The sequence below is a fragment of the Oceanobacillus sojae genome (genome assembly GCF_900162665.1).
Taxonomy (GTDB): domain Bacteria; phylum Bacillota; class Bacilli; order Bacillales; family Amphibacillaceae; genus Oceanobacillus; species Oceanobacillus sojae_A.
Genome location: NZ_LT727811.1, coordinates 269,656 through 291,126 on the forward strand (window position 1 = coordinate 269,656; position 21,471 = coordinate 291,126).

Annotated in this window: 21 protein-coding genes; 12 read left to right on the forward strand and 9 right to left on the reverse strand. The window is 38.3% G+C overall.

Going from position 1 to position 21,471, the window contains the following annotated elements; genetic code table 11:
• Positions 1-46 precede the first annotated feature (46 nt).
• The 3 genes from BN1068_RS08610 to BN1068_RS08620 all read left to right on the forward strand — a co-directional run bounded on the left by BN1068_RS08610 (position 47) and on the right by BN1068_RS08620 (position 3,111).
• Positions 47-1,351, forward strand: a complete 1,305-nt coding sequence (locus BN1068_RS08610; RefSeq protein ID WP_077602451.1) for a PTS sugar transporter subunit IIC — start codon at positions 47-49, stop codon at positions 1,349-1,351.
• Between the two features lie 41 nt (positions 1,352-1,392).
• Positions 1,393-1,731 (forward strand): PTS lactose/cellobiose transporter subunit IIA, encoded by a 339-nt coding sequence (locus BN1068_RS08615; RefSeq protein WP_077602452.1) that lies wholly within the window; start codon positions 1,393-1,395, stop codon positions 1,729-1,731.
• A gap of 138 nt (positions 1,732-1,869) precedes the next feature.
• Complete coding sequence (locus BN1068_RS08620; protein WP_077602453.1) at positions 1,870-3,111, forward strand: serpin family protein; 1,242 nt, start codon at positions 1,870-1,872, stop codon at positions 3,109-3,111.
• Between the two features lie 317 nt (positions 3,112-3,428).
• On the opposite strand, the gene csaA is transcribed toward BN1068_RS08620, so the two are convergent.
• Complete coding sequence (gene csaA, locus BN1068_RS08625; protein WP_077602454.1) at positions 3,429-3,761, reverse strand: chaperone CsaA; 333 nt, start codon at positions 3,759-3,761, stop codon at positions 3,429-3,431.
• Positions 3,762-4,021: 260 nt separating this feature from the next.
• Between csaA and BN1068_RS08630 the strand changes: the two genes are divergently transcribed.
• The 6 genes from BN1068_RS08630 (at position 4,022) to BN1068_RS08655 (ending at position 10,177) form a co-directional block, all read left to right on the forward strand.
• Positions 4,022-4,729: an ABC transporter ATP-binding protein gene (locus BN1068_RS08630; protein ID WP_077602455.1), complete on the forward strand. Its 708-nt coding sequence runs from the start codon at positions 4,022-4,024 to the stop codon at positions 4,727-4,729.
• Positions 4,726-5,973, forward strand: a complete 1,248-nt coding sequence (locus tag BN1068_RS08635; protein ID WP_077602456.1) for an ABC transporter permease — start codon at positions 4,726-4,728, stop codon at positions 5,971-5,973. Before BN1068_RS08630 ends, BN1068_RS08635 begins: the two co-directional genes overlap by 4 nt.
• A gap of 70 nt (positions 5,974-6,043) precedes the next feature.
• Positions 6,044-6,721, forward strand: a complete 678-nt coding sequence (locus BN1068_RS08640) for a response regulator transcription factor (RefSeq protein ID WP_077602457.1) — start codon at positions 6,044-6,046, stop codon at positions 6,719-6,721.
• Positions 6,718-8,109, forward strand: coding sequence for a sensor histidine kinase (locus BN1068_RS08645; protein ID WP_311200253.1), 1,392 nt, complete (start codon positions 6,718-6,720; stop codon positions 8,107-8,109). Before BN1068_RS08640 ends, BN1068_RS08645 begins: the two co-directional genes overlap by 4 nt.
• Positions 8,110-8,433: 324 nt before the next feature.
• The gene (locus tag BN1068_RS08650; protein ID WP_077602458.1) at positions 8,434-9,483 is read left to right on the forward strand and encodes an ABC transporter permease; all 1,050 of its coding nucleotides are present in this window, start codon (positions 8,434-8,436) and stop codon (positions 9,481-9,483) included.
• 1 nt (position 9,484) lies between these two features.
• A complete protein-coding gene (locus BN1068_RS08655) occupies positions 9,485-10,177 on the forward strand; it encodes an ABC transporter ATP-binding protein (protein WP_077602459.1) in 693 nt (230 codons plus the stop codon).
• A gap of 103 nt (positions 10,178-10,280) precedes the next feature.
• Here the strand turns inward: BN1068_RS08655 and BN1068_RS08660 are convergent, their stop codons facing one another.
• The 3 genes from BN1068_RS08660 to BN1068_RS08670 are packed head-to-tail and all read right to left on the reverse strand — an operon-like array spanning position 10,281 to position 13,777.
• Positions 10,281-11,687, reverse strand: a complete 1,407-nt coding sequence (locus BN1068_RS08660) for a PTS transporter subunit EIIC (protein WP_077602460.1) — start codon at positions 11,685-11,687, stop codon at positions 10,281-10,283.
• Positions 11,684-12,436 (reverse strand): chitin disaccharide deacetylase, encoded by a 753-nt coding sequence (gene chbG / locus BN1068_RS08665; protein WP_077602461.1) that lies wholly within the window; start codon positions 12,434-12,436, stop codon positions 11,684-11,686. Before chbG ends, BN1068_RS08660 begins: the two co-directional genes overlap by 4 nt.
• Before the next feature lie 12 nt (positions 12,437-12,448).
• A complete protein-coding gene (locus BN1068_RS08670) occupies positions 12,449-13,777 on the reverse strand; it encodes a 6-phospho-alpha-glucosidase (protein ID WP_077602462.1) in 1,329 nt (442 codons plus the stop codon).
• A gap of 151 nt (positions 13,778-13,928) precedes the next feature.
• Between BN1068_RS08670 and BN1068_RS08675 the strand changes: the two genes are divergently transcribed.
• Positions 13,929-14,642: a GntR family transcriptional regulator gene (locus BN1068_RS08675; RefSeq protein ID WP_077602463.1), complete on the forward strand. Its 714-nt coding sequence runs from the start codon at positions 13,929-13,931 to the stop codon at positions 14,640-14,642.
• A gap of 137 nt (positions 14,643-14,779) precedes the next feature.
• On the opposite strand, the gene BN1068_RS08680 is transcribed toward BN1068_RS08675, so the two are convergent.
• Positions 14,780-15,502 (reverse strand): GntR family transcriptional regulator, encoded by a 723-nt coding sequence (locus tag BN1068_RS08680; RefSeq protein WP_254846735.1) that lies wholly within the window; start codon positions 15,500-15,502, stop codon positions 14,780-14,782.
• Between the two features lie 232 nt (positions 15,503-15,734).
• On the opposite strand from BN1068_RS08680, the gene BN1068_RS08685 reads away from it, so the two are divergent.
• Positions 15,735-17,177 carry a processed acidic surface protein gene (locus BN1068_RS08685; RefSeq protein WP_077602464.1) on the forward strand — a complete coding sequence of 481 codons (1,443 nt, stop codon included), beginning with the start codon at positions 15,735-15,737 and terminating at the stop codon, positions 17,175-17,177.
• 119 nt (positions 17,178-17,296) lie between these two features.
• On the forward strand, positions 17,297-17,671 hold the full coding sequence (locus tag BN1068_RS08690) for a DUF488 domain-containing protein (RefSeq protein WP_077602465.1): 375 nt from the start codon (positions 17,297-17,299) through the stop codon (positions 17,669-17,671).
• A gap of 69 nt (positions 17,672-17,740) precedes the next feature.
• On the opposite strand, the gene BN1068_RS08695 is transcribed toward BN1068_RS08690, so the two are convergent.
• The 4 genes from BN1068_RS08695 to BN1068_RS08710 form a co-directional block, all read right to left on the reverse strand.
• The gene (locus BN1068_RS08695; protein ID WP_077602466.1) at positions 17,741-18,448 is read right to left on the reverse strand and encodes a GntR family transcriptional regulator; all 708 of its coding nucleotides are present in this window, start codon (positions 18,446-18,448) and stop codon (positions 17,741-17,743) included.
• A 282-nt stretch (positions 18,449-18,730) separates the two neighbouring features.
• Entirely contained in the window at positions 18,731-19,852 is a 1,122-nt protein-coding gene (locus tag BN1068_RS08700) for an amidohydrolase/deacetylase family metallohydrolase (protein ID WP_077602467.1), read from the reverse strand.
• 55 nt (positions 19,853-19,907) lie between these two features.
• Complete coding sequence (locus BN1068_RS08705) at positions 19,908-20,522, reverse strand: YesL family protein (protein WP_077602468.1); 615 nt, start codon at positions 20,520-20,522, stop codon at positions 19,908-19,910.
• Between the two features lie 47 nt (positions 20,523-20,569).
• Positions 20,570-21,466 carry a carbohydrate ABC transporter permease gene (locus tag BN1068_RS08710; RefSeq protein WP_077602469.1) on the reverse strand — a complete coding sequence of 299 codons (897 nt, stop codon included), beginning with the start codon at positions 21,464-21,466 and terminating at the stop codon, positions 20,570-20,572.
• Positions 21,467-21,471: the final 5 nt, after the last annotated feature.

The following is a 21,471-nucleotide window of genomic DNA, read 5'->3' on the forward strand; positions in this document are numbered from 1 at the left end:
GTAATTTATTTCAAAATAAAAAGATTTACAGAGGGGATGAATAGCTTTGGCCGAGACAGAATCAAGATTTCAGCAATCCTTACAGAAGTACTTATTACCTGTTGCAAAAAAGATAGAAAACCAAGTGCATATTCAGGCAGTTAAAGAAGGTATGATGAGTATCGTACCTATCATTATTATCGGCTCTTTTTGTTTATTATCGATTGCTTTAATGAATATTCTCCCGGAAGGAAACAGTGTCGCAGCTTTTATCGGCACCCATCTGGATAAATTTATGCTGCCATTTAATTTCACAATGGGAATCATTTCGCTATACTCTGCATTCTTTATTGCAGAATCACTGGCCAGAAAATATAAGATGAACTCCATCGAGATTGGAATTACAGCAGTGATCTGCCAATTTATTGTCGGAGCAGAAGTAATAGATGGCGGTTTTGGAACAGCGAACCTTGATGCACAAGGCTTGTTTGTCAGTATTATTGTCAGTTTAGGAATCGTTGAAATTACCCGCTTCTTAAATAGCAAATCACTTGTTATTCGTCTGCCAAAAGATGTTCCAAGCATTGTTGCTAAGAGCTTTAACAATTTAGTTCCAATGATTATTAATATTGTCGTATTTACAGTAATCTCTATTCTTTCCTTTGAATTTGCCGGAAAAGCATTTCCGCAGGTTATTATGAGTGTTCTCGCTCCTGCAATTCAGAGTATTGACAATATTTTTGCAGTAGTGCTTATTCTTTTCTTAACGCAGCTGCTCTGGTTCTTTGGTTTACATGGTGCTGCAATTACATCCAGCGTCTGGCTGCCAATCGCTACTACCTATATGGCAACGAATGCAAACAACATTGCTGCCGGCGGTGAGGCTGCGCATATCTTTACCATGGGCTTTTATTACAGTATATTATCGGTAACAGGATCGGGAATTACCCTGGGGCTTGTATTTTTAATGATGCGAAGCAAATCGGATACATTACGTCCAATTGGAAAGGTTGCTTTTATTCCATCTTTATTCGGTATTAATGAACCAGTCATTTTCGGGACACCGATTGTACTGAATCCATTTTTATTTGTCCCATTTATCTTTGCTCCACCAATTATTGGCGGAATTTCCTACCTGCTCTTCAGCTCTGGTTTGATTGGTTATCCAATTGTAGAGCCGCCTGGATTCTTACCGCCTGGTGTCGGGGCATTTATTATGACGCTTGATTGGAAAGCTGTCATCCTGCCATTTGTAAATATTATTGTGATGGGGCTTATCTATTATCCTTTCTTCAAAGCAATGGAGAAGGCTCAATTGATAAAAGAACAAAATGAGAAAGAAATAGAGGAAGATGACGCATTTGATTTCTAAATTGCTTCACACTCTTAAATAATGATTGGAGGACACAGTCCATGGCAGAGAATCAACAAAACGAAACCCCTTCTTTAGAAGCAGGTGCTTTTGAAATTATTGCGCTTGCCGGGCAGGCCAAAAGCGATACACTAGTCGCTTTAAAAAAGGTAAAAGTAGACGAGTATGAAGAAGCACGCAAGCTGTTAAAAGAAGCAAATGATCTAATCGTACAAGCATCAAGCGTACATCTGAAACTTCTTTCTAGGCTGTCGGAAAATTCGGAGGAAAATTTGCCCTTTCTGGTTATTCATGCGGAAGACCATTATTCTCAAGCTTCTTACTCTTATGAATTGGTTTCGGAACTATTAGAGATTTTCGAAAAAAAAGTATCTTCATAACGGCAATAGCAGCCATATTAAGCCCTCAGCTTAATATGGTTTTCTTTTATTCAATTTAGTATTTCCTTCCAAATAAGCTTGTCCCTCTTCTCCATGTATGATATGTTTAACAAAATCAAATGAGAGGATGCTGTTAAAATGATGAAAAAATTACTTTGTCTTTTTATAGTCATTTTTTTAAGCGCTTGCAATACCTCTGATTCGGTGCAAGAAAACCCAGCTGACGATATAGAACAGCCGGACAATGCATCCAAAGAAACTGTCCAGTCAGGATTGAACCAGCTTGGTTTTGAAGCATTCGCCGGATTAGACAAAAATGAGGATGGCAATTTATTTATCTCTCCTATCAGTATCTGGACTGCATTGAATATGACCTATCATGGCGCCGGAGGAGAGACAAAAGAAGAAATGGCAGAAGTACTCGGTATAGAAAATATTGATTCTGATGCCTTACTTTCTGCAAACCATGCTCTGTTAACGAAACAGTCCGAAGATAATGAGGAACTGGAGCTGTATCTCGCAAATGCTGTCTGGTTCAGGGAAGATATGGAGATTGAATCTGCTTATCAAGAAATGCTGGAAACATCTTATCTTGCTCAGATAGAGCCCGTGACAACAACCGATGCAATCAATGACTGGGTTGCAGAGCAGACAAATGACCGGATCGATAAGATGATAGATAAGATTTCTCCTAACCTAATTTTATTCTTGCTCAATGCCGTTTACTTTCAAGGTGATTGGACATATCCTTTTGATGAGAGCTTAACAGAGGAACAGGAATTTCATTTAGCAGATGACTCTGTTATCGACACACCTACAATGGTGTTGTACGAAGAGGAACTAAATTACTCAGGAAATGATGAGGTTCAGGTTGTTTCTCTGCCTTATGAGGAGGAAGAAACCATACAAATGCAGATTTTCCTGCCAAACGAGGATACAAGCTTTGCAGATTTCCAGGCAGATTTTTCTTTAGAAAAATGGCAGGAATGGACAGATGACATGGAGAAACAGACAGGAACTGTATTTCTTCCCTCCTTCACATTGGAATATGAATCTGAACTCAATGATCTTTTTATTGATCTCGGCATGGAACAGGCTTTCGCCCCGAATGAAGCTAATTTTTCTAATATGTTCACATCTATAGAAGATAAAGGGGCTTATATCGACGAAATTTATCATAAAACATTTATAGACGTTAACGAGGAAGGTACGGAAGCAGCAGGATCTACCTCTGTTGCCATTAAAGAATCAGCTGCAATTATACAGGATACCTTCCAGATGGATATCAATCGCCCTTTTCTATTCACCATTACCAATACAGAGGAGAATATCATTTTATTTATGGGGAGCATCGAGCAGCCTGTGAATGAAAGTGAATAAAAAGTGTCCATTCATGCGAGCTGAAAATAACTCAGATGAATGGACATTTCTCATTTTTAATTCATTTCAAACGATGACCTGTCAAGTTTCATTGACTGTTTTTATCTTCTCTTTTTCGATGATTGCTATAACGGAACCAGCATCCCAAAATAACAAAGAATCCTAAAACTGCTATATCTACAAATCTGGAGAATCTTATTGCTGCATTTAATATAACGGCAATTGCTATCAGGCTTAAGAAGAGGATAATTTGTTTTTTGTTAACATATTGCTTCCTCCTTTTGCCTTACCTAAACACTGCATTAATCTGATCTGTTTTACGAAATTTTCGTGCCATTCGTCACTTGTTGATCCGGACCAAGTAAAACGACATCTCCCTCTTCTTCTACCCCGCCAACGACAAGCACCTCTGATTTAAAGCCGGCAATTCTCCTCGGCGGGAAGTTAACAACTGCAACCACCTGACGTCCTATCAGATCCTCTGGTGTATAGCGTTTGGTAATTTGTGCAGAGGATTGTTTTTCACCAATCTCTTCCCCAAAATCAATCCGTAATTTAATCGCAGGAACACGTGCCTTTTCGAGCGGTTCTGCATGTAATACAGTACCTACACGTAAATCAATTTTCATAAAATCCTCATACGTTGCCATTCTATCAGCCTCCTTATGTAATAATATTCTAATTATTTTTATTATATCTATATTAATGGAATAGCATACCTGAACGCAATCAACTAAAGTGAAACTTCATTTGCGATCGCCAAGCTATCAGATTAATACAACTGCTGCGGTAAATGAAAATAACCTTTAATCTCCTTTATATCTTATGGTAACGAAACTTTTCCGCCTGATTATCGTATATCTAATATACATAAATGCAAACATATCCTATAACTCATGGAGGGGATTACATGCTGCAGGTACATATCGATTCGGCAGGATATCAGCAAAAAGAGCTTTACTTAAAAAATATTAGTTTCACTATTAATCCCGGTGAAATCGTCGGTCTTATCGGAGCAAACGGCGCAGGGAAAAGTACGACTATCAAATCTATTATCGGCACCATCGAGCACTTCCATGGAAGTATTGAATTAGAAGAAGGCAAACAGCTGGCTTATATCCCTGAAGAGCCCATTCTTTATGATCGTCTTACGCTTTGGGAGCATCTGCGGCTTGCTGCGACATCTTATGAAATGCCGCAGGATATCTGGGAGTCCCGGGCAAAGGATCTTCTAAAAAAATTCTCCCTTACCGGTAAAGAGCATGAGCTGCCAATCCATTTTTCCAAGGGAATGCGGCAAAAAACATTGATTTGTCTCAGCTTTATGACAGAAGCGGATATTTATATCATTGATGAGCCCTTTATCGGTTTAGATCCTATCGCAACAAAACATCTGATCAACCTGATCTATCAGGAAAAAGAGCGTGGTGCCGCCTTGTTAATGTCTACGCATGTACTGGATTCTGCGGAGAAGCTATGCGACCGATTTATTCTTTTAAATGAAGGGCATACTGTCTTCCAAGGGGCCTTACAGGAGCTTCGGACAGAAACAAGTCAACCTGATGACACTTCCCTGTTAGACTGTTTTTATGAACTGCTGGAGGAGGATTCATCATGAACAGAACCGCACGCACTTTATTCTTTAAACGGCTCCAGTCAGATTATCAGAATTTATGGAAAGCCAGTAAACTTGTACTGGATTGGACATTATTTATCTATTTATTAATTCCCGGCATCGCTATTGGTGTATTTTTCTACATGGAGTGGCTGGAGGACATACCTTTTATTTTAAACCTGATTGGCTGGAATGGCTGGATGATTCTTTTGGGGATAAGCTTTTTCTTACATAATATAAGGTTATTCACTTACCTGGCAGATCAGCTTTTCCTAAGCAGAAATATTCCTTTATTGCGGCGCATTTCCCAGTACGGCATCATCTATTCAATCTGCATAATGTTATTTACCGCAACACTGCTATTTCTAGTTATTGTACCTTTTCTAAGTAAAATATTCTCTTTATCTCTTCTATCCTCAGGCTACCTGTGGGTTTATTATCTCTCGGGCGTAAGTTTGGTTACATTGTGGAAAAAGTATGCGCAGATTCATATTTCATCTTTTATTTTACGCACTCTATCTTATATCACCGTTCTCGCGTTGTGGATAAGCCTCTCGCAGGTTATCATATCCCATTTCCTTCTGTGGATATTGTGGATAATTATTAGTTTTATAACGATTATAATCCTGGCTAATAAGCTCTCTTATAATGGAATGCATTTCTTAAAAATTGCTGAGATGGATGAACATGCGAGAGGTATATTGGCCAATTTATTGCTTACAAACGTGAAACAGCAAGGCTACAAGCTTCCTTCTTCAAAGCCGGTATGGCTCTGGAAGAACTCACAGGTTATGTTCCAAAAGCAAAGCAGCGCGATGATTTTTACAGATGCCTATTTTAAATCTTTCTTCCGCAATCTGCCTGTGCTGATGCCGCTTGTCCAGCTCACAGCGCTTCTCATTGCGGTACTGATATTATCCGCACCGTACTGGACCAGCTATCTTTTTTGGCTTGCTTCAATTTATATCATTGTGGATATTACAAAAAACGGCTGGCTTGGCTTCAGGTTTAATTCCTTTATCGAGCTTTTCTCTTGGAAGGAGCCAATGCTGCGAAGTTCCTTAGAAACAAGCGTCCTGCGTTTAAGCTCACCTATTCTTTTGGTTATCGGGCTCCTCTTCGGGTACTTGAAATTTGGACTTTTAGGAATGCTGATTTTTTCTATTATCAGTGTACTGCTGGGAATAGGACTGATTTATTGGCATATTCGTTATGTACCTGTGAATAAGATAAAATCAGTCGAATAATTTGGCAGCTTCCTTTGATTTGCAGTAAGCTTAGGACAAGCAATATTTAATGTGAATGGAGATTACCCACATGCAAAGTATATTAATTGTTGACGATGATACCCATATCCTTCAGCTTGTCCGTATTCAGCTGGAGAAGGAAGGCTTTCTCGTTTCCGAAGCAAAGGATGGTACGGAGGCACTGGCCATATTAAAAAAAGCACATTGCGATTTAGCTGTTGTAGATGTGATGATGCCATTTATGGATGGTTTTCAGCTGACTAAAGAAATTCGCAAACAATATGATATTCCAATTATAATACTCACAGCCAAAGGCCAAATCGAGGATAAAGAAGAAGGCTTTCTTGCAGGAACAGATGATTATTTAGTAAAACCATTTGAACCTCGTGAACTGATTTTCCGTGTCCAGGCACTGTTGCGCCGGTATCAGCAGGAAAACAATACAGACACTATACAATTTGGAGATACAGAAATCAATCTGAATAATTATGAAGTAAAGCTTGGGGATAAAACACTTTTACTTCCCTTGAAGGAGTTTGAATTATTGGCACTATTGGCAACTTATCCACAGCATGTGTTTTCACGAACACAGCTGATTGAAAAAATATGGGGAATGGACTACGAAGGAGATGAGCGGACAGTGGATGTGCATATTAAACGGCTGAGGCAGCGCTTTTCCTCCTTAACTTCTTCATTTTCCATTAAAACAGTCCGCGGAGTCGGCTACTGTCTGGAGCCGGAAGAATGATGCGATCACTTTATGCTAAATTCGCTGCAGTCACAATCGGTATCATGTTTCTTAGCGGTGTTATTGCCTTCTTCATATCAAACACCTACTATCAGTATTCTCTCAAGCCTCAAAATGACGAAAAAAATACGATAATCGCTTTAGATATGGCTGCTTTTATTGAAAACAATCAAGAAATAGCAATTACTGACTACTTAACAAACATGGCAGATATCGGTTATCAACTGTACCTTGTGGATAACAACGGGGAAGAACAGCTGTTTGGATCAGCATTCCGGGAAAACAACTTAACAAATGCTGAAATACAAAAGGTATTAGATGGGGATATTTTTCATGGAATGGTTCATTTCCCCAGAAAAACCTTTGTAACAGGCTTTTTTGCAAATGAATTAAAAAATTCCATTGGCGTACCCATTACTTATCAGGGTGAATCCTATGCTTTATTTATCCGGCCGGATATCAAATTGCTGTTTAACGAGATGCATTTATTGTTTGGTGTGCTTTTTGCTTTAACAATTATTTTAAGTATTTTATTTGTTCTCTTAAGCACAAACTATCTTGTCAAGCCTATTTCCCGGCTGAGCACTGCAACAAAACAGCTGGCTAAAGGGAATTTTCAAGTCAACACTATACAAACGAAGCGAAAAGATGAATTAGGAGAGTTATCCACAAGCTTCTCGCAAATGGCGGAGCAAATTGAGAAAAATGACCGGCTGCGCAAAGAATTTGTTTCAAATATTTCACATGATATCCAATCTCCATTATCAAATATTAAAGGGTATACAAATTTACTCAGTGATAAAGGAATTTCAGAAGAAGAAAAGAATCAGTATACCTCAATTATTAATGAAGAGATTAGCCGGCTGTCCATTATGACAGATCAGCTTCTGCTCCTCTCTTCCCTTGACCAGAATCAACATATTGTGAAAAAGAAACACTTTAATATCAGCAGCCAGCTAAAAAGCTTACTAACGAGCTATCAATGGCTGGTTCAGGAAAAAGAAATTATGCTGAGCTATACACTTCCTGACTTGGAAATTGACGCTGATCCTTCCCTGCTAAATACGGTTTGGGATAACCTGCTGTCCAATGCCTTAAAATACAATCAGCCAGGCGGCAGCATTGACATCCAGCTCACTTACACCGGGGAGCACTGCTCTATTTCTTTTGCAGACACAGGGATTGGCATATCCCAAGAAGAGGCAGAACGTATATTTGACCGTTTTTACCGGGCAGATGCTTCCCGTACCAGAAGTGTAAAGGGAACTGGCTTGGGATTATCTATTGTGGCAACGATTGTAGAATTGCATGGCGGTACGGTCAGCGTTCAGGCTAATGAAGCAGCTGGTACTACTTTTACGGTGAAATTGCCTCTAAAGGAAAATTAATATGTGTTGATACAGCATCTGACTATTTGTGGTTAGATGCTTTTTTCTTTGTTTTTCTAAGGCATGAATACTGGTTAAGAGTATGATTTACAATCCAGGTTCTGATAATTTCAAATTCGTGTTCACAGCTCTCTATCCACAGTTTATTCACACCATCCATTGTTATGTCCTTTGATAGAAGCCAATTATGAAGCTTCAGTCAACGAGCTGAAGTTTTACAGATACTTCTCTATAAAAGCTCATTTGAAATTTTCTGTTCATACTGCGTTCATATTCTCTTTATATACTTCTTAGTATACGAAAGATACAGGAGGTTTAAGCAAGATGAAAATGGCATGGAAAGAAATGAAGAAAAACAAATTACGTTATACGATTTTAGGCTCGATTGTTTTCCTGATCAGCTTATTAACTTTTATTATATCCGGACTGGCAAATGGACTTTCACAGGATAATGCTTCCCTGATTAAAAATTTACCGGATGGAACATTTTATATGGAGGAGGAAGCGGATGAAACCTACAGCTTCTCCAGCCTTTCAGAAGAACAGCAGCAGGAAATAACAGAAGCCCAGCCTGAAGCAGCTTTCTTCTCGATTCAAATGAGAAATTTTATCGACACCTCTGATAAACAGCGCAGCGTTGCTTATGTAGCAGCCACAAACAGCTCATATTACCCACAGGTTAACTCTGGAGAAGTTATTTTAGATGCATCGCTTGAAGAAGAAGGAATTGCGGTTGGCGACGAGATCACTAATGAACAATGGGATCAGCCTTTAACGGTAGCAGAGTTTGTCAATCATGAAAAATTCAGCCACTCAGCGGCGGCCTTTATCAATCCGGATGATTTTCAAGCTTTGTTCCATACAGACACTATGCAAATTGCATTCGTTGCTGACTCAGTGGCGCAAAATTCAAATGAAGCAACTGCCTTTGAAGAGCTGCAGGCCTTTTCAAATAGTGAATTTTTAAACACAATTCCAAGTTACAGTGCAGAACAGCTGTCATTGAATATGATTGTTATCTTTCTGCTCGTTATCAGTGGCATGCTATTTGCCATCTTTTTCTATATGATTAATGTGCAAAAGCTTGGTATTTACGGCATTTTAAAGGCAATTGGAGTTAAAACAGGAAAGCTGTTTCAAATGATGTGGGCGCAGATGTTTATCATTTCTGTTATCTCACTAATTTTGTCTGCCTTAATCAGTCAAGCTTTCCAATTGTTAGCACCAGGCGGGATGCCTTTTCACCTAACCTGGCAGGCAACAGGACGGCTCTCTCTTGTTTTTATCATCATCGGATTTATCGGTGCGACGTTATCCGGTATTCAAATCAAGCGTGTAGAACCAATGCAGGCTATACAGCAGGGAGAGATATAAAATGAGTTTATTTACGATGAAGAATGTCCGAAAAACATTTGCTCATGGAGAGGTTAAAGAAGAAATATTAAAAGGGATTGATGTCACACTGCCTGAGGGAAAAATTACTGCCTTAACAGGAGCTTCCGGATCCGGTAAGAGCACATTACTCACCATTGCCGCAGGATTACAGACAGCTTCCGATGGACAGATTTCCTTCGAGCAGCAGGAGCTGACATCTATGCGGAGCGAGGAACTGCGTCAAATTCGGGCAAAGCAGTTTGGTTTTATTTTTCAATTCGCACACTTAGTACCTTTTTTAACCGTAGAGGAACAGCTGGCTTTAATGCTGGAGACTGCCGAATCCTCCCTTTCCAAGCAAGAACAGAAAAAGGAAATTAGACAGGTTTTAGAGCTTGTTGATATGTGGAAACGAAAAAACGCTTATCCGCCCTCATTATCTGGAGGCGAGAAGCAGCGCGTTGCAGTGGCAAGGGCAATCATTCACAGTCCCAAGGTGCTTTTTGCAGATGAGCCTACAGCCAGTCTTGATTCAAAACGCTCTCAGGAAGTGATGAGGCTAATTCAGAGACTTTCCAAAGAGCGGCATATTACAGTTTTAATGGTCACACATGATATGGATATGCTGGATTACGTGGATCATGTGATTGAAATGCGTGACGGGAAAATCATACAGGAAGACAGCATCCATTAATACTATTTATTTTGATAATAAAAATATCTATCCATGCATGATAGCAGAGAGCTATGTCCCCTCTATGCAAATATCGGGCTTCACTCTCTGCTGTTTAACTTTGCTAGTCTTTTTCCACAATTTTCTTGAATTCTCCGAGTACACTTCCAGCAGCAGGCCCAATAATAATTTGAACATGTTGATTATCAATTTTCACAACCCCGTGTGCCCCTGTCTGCTTAATTTTATCCTTATTAACCAGATCTGCATCCTTCACTACCAACCGTAACCGTGTCATGCAATTTTCATAGTCAACCAGATTATCTATACCACCAATATTTTCAACAATCTTCTTTGCCATATACTCATGCTTTCCATGGCTTAGTTCCAAATCTTTCTCTGCTTCTGTAGATTCTTCACTAAACTCCGCATCGTCCTCACGACCAATAACCTTAATATTTTTCCTCACAATAATTGTATAGAAAGTAAAGTAATAAAGTGCAGCAAAAGCGAGTCCTACTGGAATAATATAAATCCCATAATCAGATATACCAAGGTTCAATGCATAATCAATCGCACTCCCGCCCCATGAGAAACCGTGCCGGATATGAAGTAAATATAACGTTGCACCTGCTAAACCTGTATAAATAGAATGAATAAAATAGAGCAACGGAGATGTGAAAATAAATGTAAATTCTACCGGTTCTGTGATCCCCGCTACACTGGATGTTAATGCTCCGGAGCTCATCAGGGCTTTCGTTTCCGCTTTTTTCTTTTTATGTGCAGCTCTAGTAATTGCTAACGCTATGGCCGGAACACCGAAAATAATAGTGACAAAGAAACCGCCCAAGAAATATCCTGCTGTCGGATCTCCATTTAGAAAACGGGTGATCTCTCCTGTCACTACCTCACCTGACTCTGTAGTATAGCTCCCCAGACCAAAATAAATATACGTATTCAGCACATGATGTAAACCAAAAGGAAGTAAAAATCGGTTTAAGAAGCCAAAAATAAAGATTCCTAAAGCTCCCAAACCAACTAGCGTCTGCGCGAAAGAATCAATCCCCATCTGCGCATAAGGCCATACTAAAGAGAATAACCCTGAAACCGGAATCATAATTAGAATAATCATCGTAATTGGTAATTTTTCTTCTCCAAAGAAGGAGAGCATAGATGGCAGCTTTGTATTTTTAAATTGGTTATATACAGCTGCAGCAATCAGGCCGGAGATGACACCGCCAAAAACTCCCATATCCAAATCCGGATTCATGATCCGCAATCCTTCATTCAAAACAGTAATGGCCAAAAAGCCAGTTAAAGCCGGGATTCCTCTATCCTTTGTTTTAGCAAGCCCAATAGCAATTCCAATTGCTATCAGTACCGCCATCTGTGAAAAAATGACTCCTGCTGCCTGGAACAGTGGAATGTCCAGTAAATCCGGAGCACTTAATCGGAATAGAATTCCCGCTATCGGCATGGTAACAATAGGAATAAGCATAGACTTCCCTAGTTTTTGCATAAATCGTTTCATGAGACTTCATCTCCCTCATTTAATTGGTGGAAACTGATTAATTCAAAAACTTTTCCATCTCTGAGCTTTGCAGTAGTATCTTGATGTGTCAGCATGTACAACTCTTCGATACGCGGCATAACATAGGAAGATCCTTCCATAATATGCTTATCTAAATAAGCTGGATGACACATAATTTCAATTGTATTGGCGTCTCCGTACAACTCTTCTAATTCCTTTTCTGATTTCAATAGAACTTCCGGGTTATATTCAAAACTGTCAGTGGTACGTATTTGACTTCCATTTTCTTGTTCAAAATTGTTACGAGCCGGCAATTTATATTCCTTTGCCAGCCGGATAAAAGTTGGTAAAATTCCTGGCAGCGTATTAACATGATGATGACTGTCCAAATGTGAAGGCCTCAATCCTGATGCCAGGAATGCTTCTATTTGTGCTTTCCATTCCCGATACAATTCTTCTTCATCTATATGAAATAATTTTTGATAATGATGCAGCTTTTTAAAATTACCATCAGGATCCACCAGAGTATAATGGTTATCCAACAGCGGTCTTCCACAGGTTAACGTTAAATGAATTCCTATTCCTAAATCTGAATATTCCTTTCCTAATGTATAGGCGTGATCTGCCCCAGGCATATTTGTCATCAAAGTAGTCGATGTCAGGATACCTTGCGTATGCGCATCTATAATTCCATAATTTACTGCTCTTGAATATCCAAAATCATCTGCATTAATAATCAGCCGTTTCATTTACCTCTCCCCCTATTTTTGTAATTCCGGCCAGTAACCTTCGTTCGCCTGTATTAAATCATCCAGAATTGCTTTCGCCTTATCTGTATCAACTACAGTTCTATTCAATGTTAATGCTTGTAAGAGCTTGTGATAACTTCTTTCAAAATAGGCGTCCGCCACCAATTGCTCATAGGCTAACTGCGCTTCAATCAATCCTTTATAGAAAATCGGGATTTCTCCTATTGCCAATGGTTTAGGACCATTAACTGTCAATAGAGCCGGCACCTCAACCATTGCTTCTTTTGGTAAATTAGCAATCACCCCATTATTTTCTACCATCACAATATAGAGCTCTTTATGGTTGTAAACAAAGGAGGCAGCAGCCCTCACCATGTACACACCATGAATATCGCTTTCCAAAATAACATTTTCTGTCGACTTATCTTTACAAATCTGCCGACATGTCTCATGTACACGTTTTTCCCTTCCGTTTATCACCTGCCTTGCTCTCGTGTTATTAATTGACTCCTTTTCTGCTAATTCCTCTGGATATAAATAATACTGTAGATATGTGTTTGGCAAATATTCTGGAAAATCCAGCAACATATTACGCGCTTGTTCAAATGTTTTTTTCCAGGAAACATCATTGGCAATCTCTGAATCAGTAGGTACAAACCCTTCATGTATAATTTTCTCTTTGATTCGATTTGTTAAATCATTACCCTGCAGATCTTCCAATTTTGTAAACCATCCAAAATGGTTGAGTCCAAAATATTCCGGAACCAGATCCCACACATCCATATCTAATAAAGAAGCATAGCTATGCATAATTGCAATCGGCATATCACAAATATTGACCAATTTATAGTCATCAGGAAACACTCTACGCAATGCTTCTGCTACAATAGCTGCCGGATTTGTATAATTTAAAATCCATGCGTCCTTTGCGTAGAAGCGTATATCATTAACGAGTTGAATCATATCTTTAATCGAGCGGAATCCATATGCCATGCCACCGGGACCACAAGTTTCCTGACCAACCACTCCATGACGCAACGGAATCTGTTCGTCCAGTTCCCGCATTTTGAGGCCTCCTGTCCGGATTTGTACAAATACCACATCAGCTTTCTGAAAAGCTGTCTTCTTATCTGTAGTACAGTCGAAATGCTCCAGCTCCGGATATTGTTCTTTTAGAATGATTTCTGCTGCTTCAGCAATTTGCGTCTGCCTCTTTTCATCATTATCGAAAAAAATAATACTTCTTAGCGGAAAATTGTCTTTCTCAGAAATAAGACTCTTGATCATACCAAGTGTATATGTGCTTCCGCCACCAGCTATCACTAAGTTTTTTCGCTCCATAATTGAAACCCCTTTCAATAATTTAATACAAATTTAACACTAATTTATATAAAAATCAATACCTTTTTAATACAAAAGTAATACAAGCTATGAAAATAAATAGAAGCATGATAAACTTGTTCTAATCATTAGATAAGTAGAGAGGATCATTATGCTAAATAATTCTTTGCCTTTATATAAACAAATCGCAAATAAAATTAAAGAAGATATTATTGCTGCATCGATGAACAAAGGGGATGCTATTCCTTCTGAGCTGAAGTTATCGAAAATGTATGATGTCAGCAGAGTTACTATACGTCAAGCTATTAAACTGTTAATCAATGAGGGATTGCTCTACAGCGTGCAGGGAAGCGGTACATATATTGGTCATGAACGAATTGACCATAACATTCTGCAATTGCAGGGTTTTACTGAGGAAATGGATAATCTGCAGCATGATTCAAAAAATGAAGTTTTGGAGTTCCAGCTCATGACTGCTCCAGACGAGGTCAGAAAAATACTTGAACTAGAAAAAGAAGCGAAAGTGTATTATATTAAACGACTGCGTCAGGCAGATAATGAGCCATTACTGGTAGAAGAATCTTATCTTCCTTCAAAGTTGTTTCCTGATCTGTCTATTAATGTGATGGAAAAATCAAAATATCAATATATCGAACAAAAAGGCTTTCAGATTGATAAGCGCTATGGGGAGCTTATTCCAATACTTCCCACTTCAGAGTTAAAGTCGCTTTTGCAGCTGACTGAAGATACACCGCTTCTTTATCTAAAAGCTTTCACCACGTTTAAAAACGGACAAAGATTCGAATTTTCAAATGTTTATTATCATCCTCAAAAATATAATTTTAAATTTATTTCTTCCAAGTGAATTATATTTCCCAAAAAAGAACGGCAGTGAATGTATATAGACTATCCACTACCGTTCTTTTTCATTAAATAAAACTTGAATCCCTTTCCACCATTCTATATCATGGAAAAAGGATTGTCTGTTTTATATAAATATATCTATTCTTTCACACTATACTCTCTGACTACCTTCATTATTTCTTCATCTATCCAGAGAGCCTCCACCTGATTTTGTACATCATGAAAATTTCTTTCAAAAGCTAAATCCACCATTTTCTTTTCCTTTTTATCAATGGCTTCCACAATCAGCTCATGGTTATAGAGAATACGTTCAAAATCTTTTTCATCGGTCATCATCCGGTAACGCATCGATAAAATTATAAGACACTCTAATACGGGCTTTAAATTACCCCATAGCATCATAATATGGTGATGATCGATCGATTGAATAATCGTTTCATGAAATTCAATATCCAAAAAAGAAAATTGATCAACATCCTGATATTTAATAGCAATTTTCATCATTTCTATCATCTTTTTCAGTTCTTGAACAAGTGTATCCGTCTGCATCTTTAACAGGCGTTCAAAGGTAAAGGATTCTATCATTAAACGGATATCATATATTTCTTCAATACTTTTTTCTGAGATACCGACAACCACTGCTCCCATTCTTTCCGGCCGGACAAGATTCTCATTTGCCAGCACACGCAAAGCTTCTCTGACCGGAGATCGGCTGACTTGAAATAAAGACCCCAATTGATTCTCGGAAAGAACAGTGCCTGCCTTTACTTCACGGGAAATAATCCGCATCCGGAGCTCTGCAACTACTTGTTCCCCTTTTGATTCGTTTATTAGCTTCTTCTTTGGATAAAATGCCTTCACACTGCTTAGCTCCTTTATCTATTAGTGAATACTTGTATACCAATATAGTGACATAACCTTCGCATTTTGTAAACGTTTGCTGTAAAAAGTTACAAATATTCACTTTTGATCTAAATGTTTGTTATTTTTTAGATATTAAAGAAATATCCTTCAAAATAGATTGCCAGAAAAGGACTTCAAGGCTATAATTTTATCATTGAGTTAGTTATTTTAATCGAAATGAGGAGAACGAATGAGGAAATCGGCACAAATTTTTGCATTATTCTTATTTTTGTTTGTCGTTTTACCTGGAGCTGCTGGCGCACAACCAAACAGCTTCCAAAAAGATCTGGATGTTTATTTAAAAGAAATTAGTACAGAACGAGGCTTTTCGGTTACAAAAGAAGATATTGAATTCTCTCTGTCTCTCTATGATTCCTATTTAGAGGAATTTGATACAGTCGAAGAGCTAAAAGAGTTCTTAGGAGAAGTAATCCGTAAAGATGGAAGTAATTTAAAACAAATTTATGATGATTATAATATTGACCAGGCTGCACTTGAAGCAACTTTATCTGAGTTTGAAGAAACTCTGGATGATTATGTTTTTTTAGATGACCTCGAGATGAATATTGGATTTTATTTATATGTATTAACGCCAAGAGACCCTGATTTTGATCAAAAGCTGGCTGGTTATCTGGAAGAAGCAACAAATATTCGCGGTTTTCAAGTCACTCAGGCTCATATCGAAAGTTCTTTAGCTCTTTACGGGAGCAATTTGGAAGATTTTAAAACTATCGATGAGCTATCCGGTTTTATTGGAGAAATAATCAACAAGGATTTAAGTAATGTTGGCCCCTATTTTGGAATCGGTCAAGAAGATATACTTAAACTTATTTCTGATAATGAATTGGATATAAACAATTATGTCTTCTTAGATGATTTATCCTACGATCTAGATGGAGAATTTATTTGGGAAGACAATGATTTCCTTGATCTGAGTTTTTTCATGCAGGAATTTGATTTAACAGAAGACGAGCTGCTTCGGTTGGAAAAGCATATTTTCAGTATTCCTGGCATTACAAGCGATGAAACCATTGAGAAATTATTAAATTTAGCTGACCGGATGATAGCATTTTCTGAATTTGAGAAAATTAAGGAACTAACGCCGGGGCAAGTTGGTGAATTAATGTCTATCTTCAATGAATTTCTTGACGTTCTCCAATTACATGCAGAATTTGTGCTTGTTACAGACCAGGGAGAAGAAAATCTGTCACTGGAAACATTATTCAATTTAACAAAGCTTGAAAATGCAGATTTAAAGGTTAATATTTACAGCCTGCAGGGAGATTTTCTTGCTGATATAATTATTTCCGGGGAAATGGTAGATTCCGATACTGTTATTGATACTGGGAAAGCAATTCAAAAAGAGGTTCCCAAAGAATCAGAAACTGTAGTTATTAAAAGAATTGACAAAGAAACCCCAGCTGACAACGAAGCTTTATTTAAACCTGTATCACCAAAAACGACTGAAGTGAAAGCTGAACCAGAATCACAAGCAGACCTAGATAAGAAAAAAGAAGCAAAGCTGCCTGATACCGCTTCGAACTATGCTGTGAAAGGGGTCTGGGGGCTGGCATTTATTATTGCCGGTGGTGCCCTGCTGTTCTTATCAAGAAAAAGAAAGCAAGGAGCATAAACTATCTATTCCCTCAAGTTTCATTTATATCGATTTTTCAAAAACCAATCAATAGAGTTCTAAATATATACATGTTATATTGAAGGAAAGCACACTTGATTGGAAAGGTGGAATGATGAATGTCTATCGTACTGCAGCGTATCTATGAAAAATCGAATGAGACAGGCTATCGGGTTTTAGTTGATTTAGTCTGGCCCCGGGGAATTTCAAAGAAAGAAGCAAAGCTGGATGATTGGGCAAAAGAAGTAACACCTACACCAGACTTAAGAAAGTGGTTTAATCATGATCCTGAAAAATTTGAGGATTTTAAAAAAGCGTATAAAAAAGAATTACTGAATGATGATGAAAAGATAAAAAAATTGGCTGAACTTCAGGACCTGCAAAAAAAACAACGTCTTATCTTATTGTACGCAGCCAAGGATAAAGAGCATAATCATGCCCTGATCTTAAAGGAAGTTCTGGAAAGCGACTTGCCTTCATCTAAGTCAAATTAAATTCACAGTTTGCCAAGCTATAATAGAACAGCACAAAAGCGTACCTGAAAATACAGGGTACGCTTTTACTTATACATTAAAATTCACAATATACTTATGCAGGTCCGTACGATAATAAGCAACGGAATATTCTACCAGCCTGTCACGATCATCATATGAAAAACGTTCCCGCTGTAATAATGGCTGTAATTCAATCTCCAGCATCTCCGCAATTGCCGGCTCCGGAACAGAAACACTGAATTCATCCTTAAACCGGTAAAAACGAATTCCTTCCTGATACAGCATGTCATATAATGAATTCACAAATACATTGGGGTCATTTGGCAACGTAATAGACGATGGGATATAATGCCTGAAATGGATATATGGCTCTTCATTTAAGGTATAAAGACGCTCCACACAATATGCACCATCTCCTGCTAACGTACTGACCTGCGGCATGATATCCTCTACTTTGTTAACCTCGATCAATTTTTTACCTAAATGATGACCTTCTCCAATCAGATATTCAGAAAAACGCTGTCCCTTCGAAAGCTTAGAAACAGCCTGGTTAGCAAGTACTGTAGTACCAATACCGCTTCTTTTCTCCACATATCCCTCCTGAGCTAATTGCTCTACCGCCCTGCGGATTGTAATTTTACTTACTTCAAATTCTTTTTCCAGTTCCGGTTCTGAGGGGATTAAGCTGTTTTTAGGGTACTGGCCGCTGATAATCCTTTCCTTCAATATATCCTTTACCTGCAAGTATAAAGATCCCTGTCTTAAATTTAGCTTCATTGTAATCTCTACCTTTCTGTATCCAAATCCACTGATCCGTTCGGTGCCTAAACTCCCGCATAGTACCATGTGATGTCTTATTATAGCTAAGAGTGAATAATTATCCTATAAGCTTTAGTATAAGTATAACGAAAGCTGCCATTCTGTAAATGTTTTTTCCGTATTTCCTCTTATTGTATCAGTAATCATAGCTACACTAAACTTTGTAGTCAAGAGAAATAATAAACAATTAAATATAGTACCTGTTCCATCACATAAAACAACGAAAAATATATCTACTCTCTATACTTCGCAGGAATAATGCTTCTCGAGTTCAATATACTCACCGCCAAGAAAAACTGCCTGCGGTTTAATTACTTGACTCGTTATGATTTCATTTCCTAAAGAATCTGTCAGTATCTTCGTTTCCTTTTCTACTGTAAAAAATGTAAATTCTGCATAAGAGCCGCTATTAAAATTTCCCAGCCGGGGCCGATTTAAAATTTGCGCAGGTGTCTCTGTCACTGCCCGGATAATAGTTTCCAATGAATAACCTAATGTTAGAAACTTGGTTAATGTGTCAGCCATACTGTATACAGGTCCATTTATCTGATTATCCTCATAAATATCTGTACTGATTGTATCAAAAAATATTCCGGTTTCCTTTGCTTTTTTTGCAATCTGAAATGAAAAGCTTGATTTCCCGTGACCGACATCAAGATAGACTCCTCTTTGTACAGCGTCAGCCAGAGCAGGGTCGACCTCCCCGTTATTCTGGAAAATATGATTAGGACTTTTCCCATGATAACAGTGTGTAAGAATATCCCCTTTATTTAACAGAGATAGGATCTCATCCAGCATTGGCGGTGCACTGCCAATATGAACCATCAACGGTTTATTTAACGTTGTACTGTACTTTACCGCAAGCTGCAGCGGCTTTAATCCACTATCACCTATTACACTTGCACTCATTCTTGCTTTTAAGCCGATAATAAAAGAAGGATAAGCATTCGCAGTATCTCGTATTGCCTCCCAGGAGATGCTATCTAAGTTTGCTAATTCATCTATTCGTTCTAAGCCAACCCTTGAAACATTCAGGAATGCAAGCACCCTTGTTCTTGCTGTTTTAGCAATTTTGTAAAATTCCTCTATCGTATTTGCACCGCTGCTGCCGGCATCAACTACAGTTGTGACACCAGTTTGATAACCTATTTTATCAGGAGAGGCACAATAAGGCTTATACTTCGGAAAAGCGTGTGTATGTAAATCAATCCATCCGGGGGAAGCATACATTCCTTCCGCATCTAACAGTACTGGATAGAAGCCTTCTGCATTTGCAACTATATCTTTAATTCGCCCATTTTCTATTAAAATATCTGTTTTTTGTCCATTTGTCAGCAATACATTTTTAATCACTTGTATCATCGTCCATCCCCCCTCCGCTCCATGCTATTTCTTATTTCTATATTTCTTTCTTTATTTATATTGCCGCTTCATACTTGGAAAATGTTTTAGATACTCCCCAAGTAATAAAGTAAGCAGAAAGGCTGCCGCCAAAAAAGAAAAGCACTGCCGGGAATACTTGGAAGATAAAATAGCCGGCCAAGCCGATACAAGCTAGTAAAAACACAGTGAGAATCGGGTGAACAATAGATACAATCAGCGGCCATTTTAAGTATTGCATCGCTTTCAAATCAAAATGAACATATATCGGGAATAAATAAATTACGAGCATAGCCAATAAAGCAAAGACGATAACGATAGAAAATTGGGCCATCTGATAGACTAATGCGCTTTGTGCACCAAGAATTTGAAATTGAATGGAAAAGAAATATCCAAGCAGAAACAGAATGATTCCAATACTGTTTGCTTTCCAAAATTCCTTACGATAAACTCCCCAAAACGTTGTAAAAATCGGAACCTCGTCCTCGCCTCTCTGCCACTTACGGACAATAGCAAACATCGCAACAGTTGCAGGCATGATTCCAAAGAAAAGAAGACCTGCAATCGTAAATAGAACCCATAATATATTCAGATAGGCGAGACGGGTTATCCAAATTGCAAATATATAATATCCACGAGCTACTTCTGCCATCATAACCTCTCCTTTTCTTTAAAAATATGAGCTGGCGTAAATCTGGTTTATTCCTTCACTGACCCAATCAAAACACCTTTTACAAAAAAGCGCTGTAAAAACGGATAAACAATAAGTAACGGCAAAGCAGATACAATGATAACCGCATATTTTACAAGGGACGCTGTCTTTATCTGATCTGCAAAGGATTGAGCACTTCCTGCAGCACTGGACGCACTGTCGGCACTTACTTCATTCAATATCAAAATCTGCCGCAGTATGAGCTGGAGCGGGAATTTATCCTCCGTCCTCAAATAAATCAATGCATTAAAATATTGGTTCCATAATGCGACACCGTGGAATAATGCCATAACTGCAATAATCGGCATGGATAGTGGTAAAACTACTTTGAAAAATAAATAGATATCACTAGCCCCGTCAATTTTAGCTGCTTCCACCAGCTGATCAGGTATTGTCTGCTGGAAGAAGGTTCTTGCAACTAAGATAGACCAGGCACCTACTACTCCAGGGATAACAATTGCCCACATTGTATCCAGCATTTGCAGATTGCGGACTACTAAATACGTAGGAATTAAACCTCCGTTAAATAGCATAGTAAATAATATAAACCATAGCCAGGCCTTCTTGCCCATCAATTCTTTCCGTGATAACGCATAGGCTGCCGGTAAGAGAACAAACAAGTGAACAATAACACCGACCACTGTGTAAATAATTGTATTTTTATATCCTATCCAAATAGCATCATTCTGAAATACACGTTGAAAGCCTTCGAATGTCACATCTACCGGCCATAACCACATCTTTCCTGTATTTACAGCATGGGGATCACTAATCGACGCACTAATCACAAATATTAGTGGATAAATAATGATTATCGTTATAAGCAAGACAAATAGAAAATTGAGTCGATCAAAGGCTTTATCCGACAAACTGAATTTTGACATCAGGC

Bases quoted from the DNA above. Each gene is read 5' to 3' on its own strand.
- BN1068_RS08615 (WP_077602452.1), top strand. From the start codon at position 1,393: ATGGCAGAGAATCAACAAAACGAAACCCCTTCTTTAGAAGCAGGTGCT.
- BN1068_RS08620 (WP_077602453.1), top strand. From the start codon at position 1,870: ATGATGAAAAAATTACTTTGTCTTTTTATAGTCATTTTTTTAAGCGCT.
- csaA (WP_077602454.1), bottom strand. From the start codon at position 3,761: ATGGCAACGTATGAGGATTTTATGAAAATTGATTTACGTGTAGGTACT.
- BN1068_RS08630 (WP_077602455.1), top strand. From the start codon at position 4,022: ATGCTGCAGGTACATATCGATTCGGCAGGATATCAGCAAAAAGAGCTT.
- BN1068_RS08635 (WP_077602456.1), top strand. From the start codon at position 4,726: ATGAACAGAACCGCACGCACTTTATTCTTTAAACGGCTCCAGTCAGAT.
- BN1068_RS08640 (WP_077602457.1), top strand. From the start codon at position 6,044: ATGCAAAGTATATTAATTGTTGACGATGATACCCATATCCTTCAGCTT.
- BN1068_RS08645 (WP_311200253.1), top strand. From the start codon at position 6,718: ATGATGCGATCACTTTATGCTAAATTCGCTGCAGTCACAATCGGTATC.
- BN1068_RS08650 (WP_077602458.1), top strand. From the start codon at position 8,434: ATGAAAATGGCATGGAAAGAAATGAAGAAAAACAAATTACGTTATACG.
- BN1068_RS08655 (WP_077602459.1), top strand. From the start codon at position 9,485: ATGAGTTTATTTACGATGAAGAATGTCCGAAAAACATTTGCTCATGGA.
- BN1068_RS08660 (WP_077602460.1), bottom strand. From the start codon at position 11,687: ATGAAACGATTTATGCAAAAACTAGGGAAGTCTATGCTTATTCCTATT.
- chbG (WP_077602461.1), bottom strand. From the start codon at position 12,436: ATGAAACGGCTGATTATTAATGCAGATGATTTTGGATATTCAAGAGCA.
- BN1068_RS08670 (WP_077602462.1), bottom strand. From the start codon at position 13,777: ATGGAGCGAAAAAACTTAGTGATAGCTGGTGGCGGAAGCACATATACA.
- BN1068_RS08675 (WP_077602463.1), top strand. From the start codon at position 13,929: ATGCTAAATAATTCTTTGCCTTTATATAAACAAATCGCAAATAAAATT.
- BN1068_RS08685 (WP_077602464.1), top strand. From the start codon at position 15,735: ATGAGGAAATCGGCACAAATTTTTGCATTATTCTTATTTTTGTTTGTC.
- BN1068_RS08690 (WP_077602465.1), top strand. From the start codon at position 17,297: ATGTCTATCGTACTGCAGCGTATCTATGAAAAATCGAATGAGACAGGC.
- BN1068_RS08695 (WP_077602466.1), bottom strand. From the start codon at position 18,448: ATGAAGCTAAATTTAAGACAGGGATCTTTATACTTGCAGGTAAAGGAT.
- BN1068_RS08700 (WP_077602467.1), bottom strand. From the start codon at position 19,852: ATGATACAAGTGATTAAAAATGTATTGCTGACAAATGGACAAAAAACA.
- BN1068_RS08705 (WP_077602468.1), bottom strand. From the start codon at position 20,522: ATGGCAGAAGTAGCTCGTGGATATTATATATTTGCAATTTGGATAACC.
- BN1068_RS08710 (WP_077602469.1), bottom strand. From the start codon at position 21,466: ATGTCAAAATTCAGTTTGTCGGATAAAGCCTTTGATCGACTCAATTTT.